Genomic DNA, 6,057 nt, shown 5'->3' on the forward strand with positions numbered 1-6,057 from the left:
AGGAGTCCTGCCTGTATCACCAAGTTTGAAGCAATCATTAATCCCTCCTTCTGATGCCTGAATTCCATCTAACATCCATAGTGGCGCGGGTTTATCTTTTAAATAATGATCAAAAAACTGCATCATTCGGGTACTAAAATCCTTTACCTCGTCTTTATCAAAAACTCCATGATTTCCTTTAGAATAAATTACCATCCATGACTTCTTACCCAGTCGTCTCAACCCTAAAAAGAGCTCAGTAACATTAATAAAAGCACATGCATCATCTATTTTAGTATGCATAATTAACAAGGGTGTGGTTACTTTATCTAGTTGAAAAATCGGTGAGTTTTTGATATAGGATTCTGGCCTTTCCCAAAGACTACCACCCAGCCTATTTTGACCATTTTCGTAAAAATCTTGACTACTATATACTCCACGGTCACCAAGACTTCCGTAGCCACTTACTAAATCAACAAGGGATGACGAACTTTTCGCTGCAGCAAATAGACTCGTATGAGTGACTAAATAGTTCGTCTGCAAGCCCCCAAAACTGCACCCTTGAATACCCATTTTCTTCCCATTTACATAAGGTAGACCAGAGACATACTGACCAGCTGAAACCACCGCATCGTAAGTACCTTGCATTGGATCACCTACCTTATAATAAATATCAGGACAGAATACTAAATACCCACTACTTACGTACGTAGGAATATTAATATCACATCCAGCACATAAGGTTTCAGGCGTAATAAAAGCATTTAATCCATCTGATCTGCGTTCATAATAAGAAAATATGACTGGGTACTTTTTAGTTGGGTCAAAATTTTCTGGCTTGTACAAAATTCCCTGTAAGGTTCTCCCATCCAATGATTTCCAAGTATGCAATTCTGTAGTATACCAATTGTATTTTTTCTGAGGTTGTAAATCACTTAACCTGGTGAAAGTTTTAAAGTCCTTAGTACTAAAGTAATTTGGTGCGTCAGTTGCACTCATGCGCCTAACAATGTACATATTTGCTTTTTCCGCCTTAATTGGAGAAAAATCGGATCCCCGTGGAACATAACTATTGCCATTCGTTTGATATAAATAGGAACCTATACTTAAAAGTTCAGGATCTCCCGCTTTATCCAATTGTTTTAGAAAAAAGCCGTTATTTTTATTCTCCTTACTGAAGGCAGTTAAATACAGTTTCTCATTCTTATTGAGTAGGTTATTAGGTATGTCAACTTTAAATAAGTCAAATGCATAATTAAAAATGACATTATTCTTTTGGCCGTACCCATTAGTGATATTAACTGGTTTGTGTTTACCTAATGGATCTACTTTCCAGATATCATATCGATCATAAACGAACACAGATTCATCGTTTTCTAGCCAAATAAGGGAAGTTATTCCTCTAGCGCTTTTTGCATCATCCCTATCATCTACATTCATATTAATCCAGGACACTTTTAGGTCTTGAGTTAAATTTCGAACTATTGCAGTTGTTATTTCATAACTAAAATAATTCTGCTTTGTTGCATCAAAGTAGATGATATACTTTCCACATGGTGAAAGCTGAACGAAGGGTGGTCTTATATTGTCCAGAAAGTTTAAATTTTTCCTTTTCCCCGTCTTTATGGAAATCAAATCCCAGGTCGGCTTATAAGTAATACTCCAGGGGTCACCTAATAGCGGATTTTGTATCAAAGCCAATGTATCGCTTATACCTTCAACTGTTGGAAATTGAAAGCTTTCCCCTGACTGCTGTTGCAACCGTACAATATTTCGATCTGCAATATTAATAACAGCGAGATAGGTTTGAACACCAGTTTCCATTTTTGGTTCACTTTTCAAGATTGTATCTGTATAACTCCATAATTCAACAACTTTTTTAGGTTGTGGCTTTGAGTTTCCTTTTTTTGTTAACGAGGTGAATAGACGCTCTCCATCTTTACTAAATGAATCAAGATATCCTAAGTTTAGCCCTTCCTCTATATTCTTAGGATTTTTCCCGATAATGCAGAGAGCCTGAGACGAACCCATCTTGTAATGCCAAACTGAATCTCCAGTTTTAAAAGCTAATTGCTGATGCTTTATATCAAGAATTAGGTTTTCGGGTTTACTCCCTTCCCATATTTTAGAAATCTTGCCGGTAGCTATATTCATGAGGTTTATGGATTGTCTCTGATCATTTCCATTAATTGATTTGAATAAAACCAACATGCCTTTATCAAAATCCCAACTATCCACGTTAGCAAAAGTTCTCTCTTTACCAGACTTTAAGTTCTTTATTAACAAAGTTCTTGGATTAATTTCAGATACATATCCCATGTATTGATCATCTGTTGTTTCAAGAAGACGACCGTACTTAATCTTTGGAGTATATTGAATTTGGTTCGTTCCAAGCGTAAGAAAACCCAGGCTATCACTATTATTTATAAATAAAAAATATTTATCACTCAAAAACAGATAACCATCGTTCAATCCTCCTTTAAATTCCATTTTCCACTTCCCATCTATAGATTGTAAAACCAAAGCCCTACTTCCTACCGGCATATTGTTAATATTGTAGAATACATACTGCCCATTTTTACTAATTGTTGGTGATTCTAAAGATGGCCACTGTTTATATGCAACGGAATCTATTAAAGGTTTCTGTGCAAACAAAAAGTTCGCATAGAAAATCATCATCATTGTTAAAAAAAATCTCATCACTGTTATTATTAGTATCCTGGGGTTTGCGTTAAATTTGGGTTGCTTTGTAATTCGTAAGTGCCAATTGGATAATACTGCTGGTAACTTTTCCATATACCTCCGTTACTTTTCTTCGGCGTAACTTTAGACATTATCTCATCTACCTGTTTTGTTCGTTTTAGATCCAACCAGCGATGACCCCATTCGGTAAACAACTCTATTCTTTTTTCCTTTAGAATGAGGTTGATTAAATCTTCTTGATTAATATTCGGATTGGTATCCTTAATCAAAGGCAATCCTGCTCTGTTCCTGGTCTGATCGAGATCCGAAATTGCATCAACTAGATTACCTAATCGCGCTCTGGATTCTGCCCGAATTAAATACAATTCAGCTAAACGCATTATGGTACTATACTCGGTAACTGGAGCATCTGTTAAAGATGATCTTTTGACCTTGTATTTACATGGATAATAATAGGTGGTACTATTTGCATTTACGCTACCCACCCAGTTATCTTTCCGTCGGTCACCTGTTCCAAAATCTTTAAGCAATTCGCTGCTCAGGTAAACGGGGTAAGCACCAGGTCCCTCCGGTGGTAATACAAATATTGATGCTTCTTGTGTATTAAAGCCGAGTTGAGTAGGTTGTAATTGCCAAATAGCCTCACGGTTACTCTTCAAAAACACTTTATCAAGCGCTTCTAATTGAAATTCTGAAGTATTTGCTAACACCATAGAAGCTTGCATTTCTGCATTAGCAAAATCTTTCATAAACAAATAGGTCCTTGCCATTAAAGCTGTAGCCGCCCATTTGTTGGGTCTTACCCGCTCTTCTGATCCACTTGGGTAAGGTGTGATACCATCACCTTTTAAATAATCATTGCTTAAAAGGCTTTGTGCCGCTTTCAAATCCGTTACAATTTGATTGTAAACTTCGGCCTTCGCTGATCTTTTAATCACCGCATTGACCGTATAGTCTGTACTCAACACCAATGGCACATCATCGTATAAATTTGCCAGGTAGAAATAATAGAATGCGCGCATAAAACGAGCCTCTCCCATTAAATGCTGCTTGACGATAGGAGTAAGTCCTGTAGAGGATCCAAGTCCCTCCAAAGCTGCATTTACAACGTAAAGCCTTTGATAAGTAGTGCCCCAAAAACCGCTATATACATTTTGTGAATTAAGGGAATTTTGATAATAAACAGCCAAGGTCGAATTTCCTGCTCCTGAATAATAATCAAGCTCATCTGCTGATAAGCCAGCAATACCAGATAGACCACTAAGTTCTTGCGGATCTAATGGACTGCTCTTACTTAAATTTACATACAAGGAAGTAATTGCTCCGACAGCTGTGGCGTCGTTATTGTAAACATTCTTTGAGCTGACACTTGTTGCTGGGCCATCTATTTCTACCAGTTTCTTACAATTGCTAAGTAAAAAACTGGCAAATATTAAAGTCCAAATGAATATTCTTTTACAAGTCATATCTTTATTTTTAGATTGGAAAACATTTATAAGGTAACTTTTAGACCTATGGTAACTACCCGTAAAGGAGGAAGTGTTGTCGAGCTTTTTGTTTCGGGATCCAGTCCTATATAATTTGTGAGCGTCCATAGATTTTGGCCTTGTACAAATAAGCTGCAATTTTTTAAATGTGCCCCCTTTCTCCAGTTCCCAGGTAATTGCCAGGAAAGAGAAACATTCTTTAAACGTATATAAGAAGCATCCGTCCAGGCGGCGTCACTGTAGATAGCCTTTTGAAAAGCTTGGTCTACATCAAATCTATTTGTTGTAAATTTTTGTATGGTGGATATATCACCAGGCTTTTTCCACCGATCCAGTAAGGATACTAATTGATTTCCTCTCCCTTGACCAGAACCTGCAGTAGAAACTCCAATTCCAAATGCAGGATTTTGTCCAATCTGTTTTACAAATGAGAAAAGAAAGTCTAACTGAAAACCTTTGTAAGAGAATGAATTTTGAACCCCTCCATAAAATTTCGGTGCAGCATCCAATAAAACGGTTGCATCTAAAGTTGGATCTGGCGTAGATGTTGGATTTCCGTTATGATCTTCAAATTGATAAATTCCAGTTGCGGGATCAACACCTAAAAAATGATAGACGTAGATTGCACCCACCGGCTCACCAACTATTTTGGTTGATGAGAATCTTTGATCTGGAGAGGACTTTAATAGTGATTTAGTTGTTGACCAATTTATACTACTTGACCACTTAAAATCTTTAGTTTGTAGATTCGTGCTTGTAATCGTGAAATCCCAACCAGAATTCATTATTTTATCAGCTACATTAATTGCAATATCCCCAAAACCAGTAGTAATTGGAAGAACATAAAATCTTAGCTGATTGGAAGAATGGTTGATATAATAATTTGTATTAAGCAATATTCTATCATTTAGAAATCCCAAATCGAAGCCAAATTGTAATTTTCTTGTCTCTTCCCATTCTAAATATGGATTGGTTAAACGGTTTGGCTGATAAGCGACAACTCCCTGATAAGGTATTTCTTGCTGAATAGGATCATATAAACTTAGAAACCGATAATCTCCGATCTGGTCATTACCCGTTATTCCGTAACTCGCTTTTAGCTTTCCAAAACTTAACGAACTGAAATGCTCTTTAATTAATACTTCATTGGAAAAGATCCAGGCACCGCCAATGGCGGCAAAATTGTGAAACTGACTTTGGGGGCCAAATCTTGAACTCCCATCTCTTCTACCTGTTAAATTGATGATATACCTATCCTGCCAATTATAATTGATCCGACCAAATATCGCATTGTACTTATAAATAGAACTAATTGAAGATTGCGCACTTACACTTGTAGCAGAAAATATATCATCCATGACCAGATCATTACTAAAACCGTATGCTAAAATCCCAGTGCCTAAACTTGTATTTTTAGAAATTGTGGTACCCAAAAGCATTTCTAACTTACCTTTACTTATATAGCGATTATAAGTTAACTGAGGTTCGATGGACCAGGAATTGATGTCATTTGTCGTAAAAATTGTTGATCGAGGAACATATGGAGCAATTTCAGGAGGAACAGATTGAAGAAGACTCTTATATATCGCATTTGTATTTAGTTTGTTGTAACCCAAAACACTATTAATCTCTAAACCAGGTAAAATTTGATAACTCAAAGTCATATTACTCATCAAATTGCCTGTTTTATCGCTAAACTTATTGGACATGGATCCTATCGGATTTACGCCAAACGTAGTCACACCCGATGCATCAGGTGCCCAATTGACACTACCATCAGGTTTATTTAGAGCGGGAGCAACAGGAGCCAATCGCATTGCCGTTTCTGTTAAATCTTTACCTGGTAATTGATTGTTATCAAATAAATAGCTTCCTGAAAACTGAAATT

General features: G+C 36.6%; 2 protein-coding genes and 1 pseudogene. All 3 read right to left on the reverse strand.

All coding sequences use genetic code 11. From position 1 onward, the window contains the following. Positions 1 to 2,661 (reverse strand): alpha/beta hydrolase family protein (locus VNZ46_RS13745; protein ID WP_325560662.1); only part of this gene is annotated, 2,661 nt, incomplete at its 3' end. A gap of 29 nt (positions 2,662 to 2,690) precedes the next feature. After that, on the reverse strand, positions 2,691 to 4,148 hold the full coding sequence (locus VNZ46_RS13750) for a RagB/SusD family nutrient uptake outer membrane protein (RefSeq protein WP_325560663.1): 1,458 nt from the start codon (positions 4,146 to 4,148) through the stop codon (positions 2,691 to 2,693). A 26-nt stretch (positions 4,149 to 4,174) separates the two neighbouring features. After that, positions 4,175 to 6,057, reverse strand: a pseudogene (locus tag VNZ46_RS13755) (hypothetical protein); the annotation flags it as partial.

It is taken from the genome of Pedobacter sp., from assembly GCF_035566355.1.
Taxonomy (GTDB): domain Bacteria; phylum Bacteroidota; class Bacteroidia; order Sphingobacteriales; family Sphingobacteriaceae; genus Pedobacter.

Bases quoted from the DNA above. Each gene is read 5' to 3' on its own strand.
- VNZ46_RS13750 (WP_325560663.1), bottom strand. From the start codon at position 4,148: ATGACTTGTAAAAGAATATTCATTTGGACTTTAATATTTGCCAGTTTT.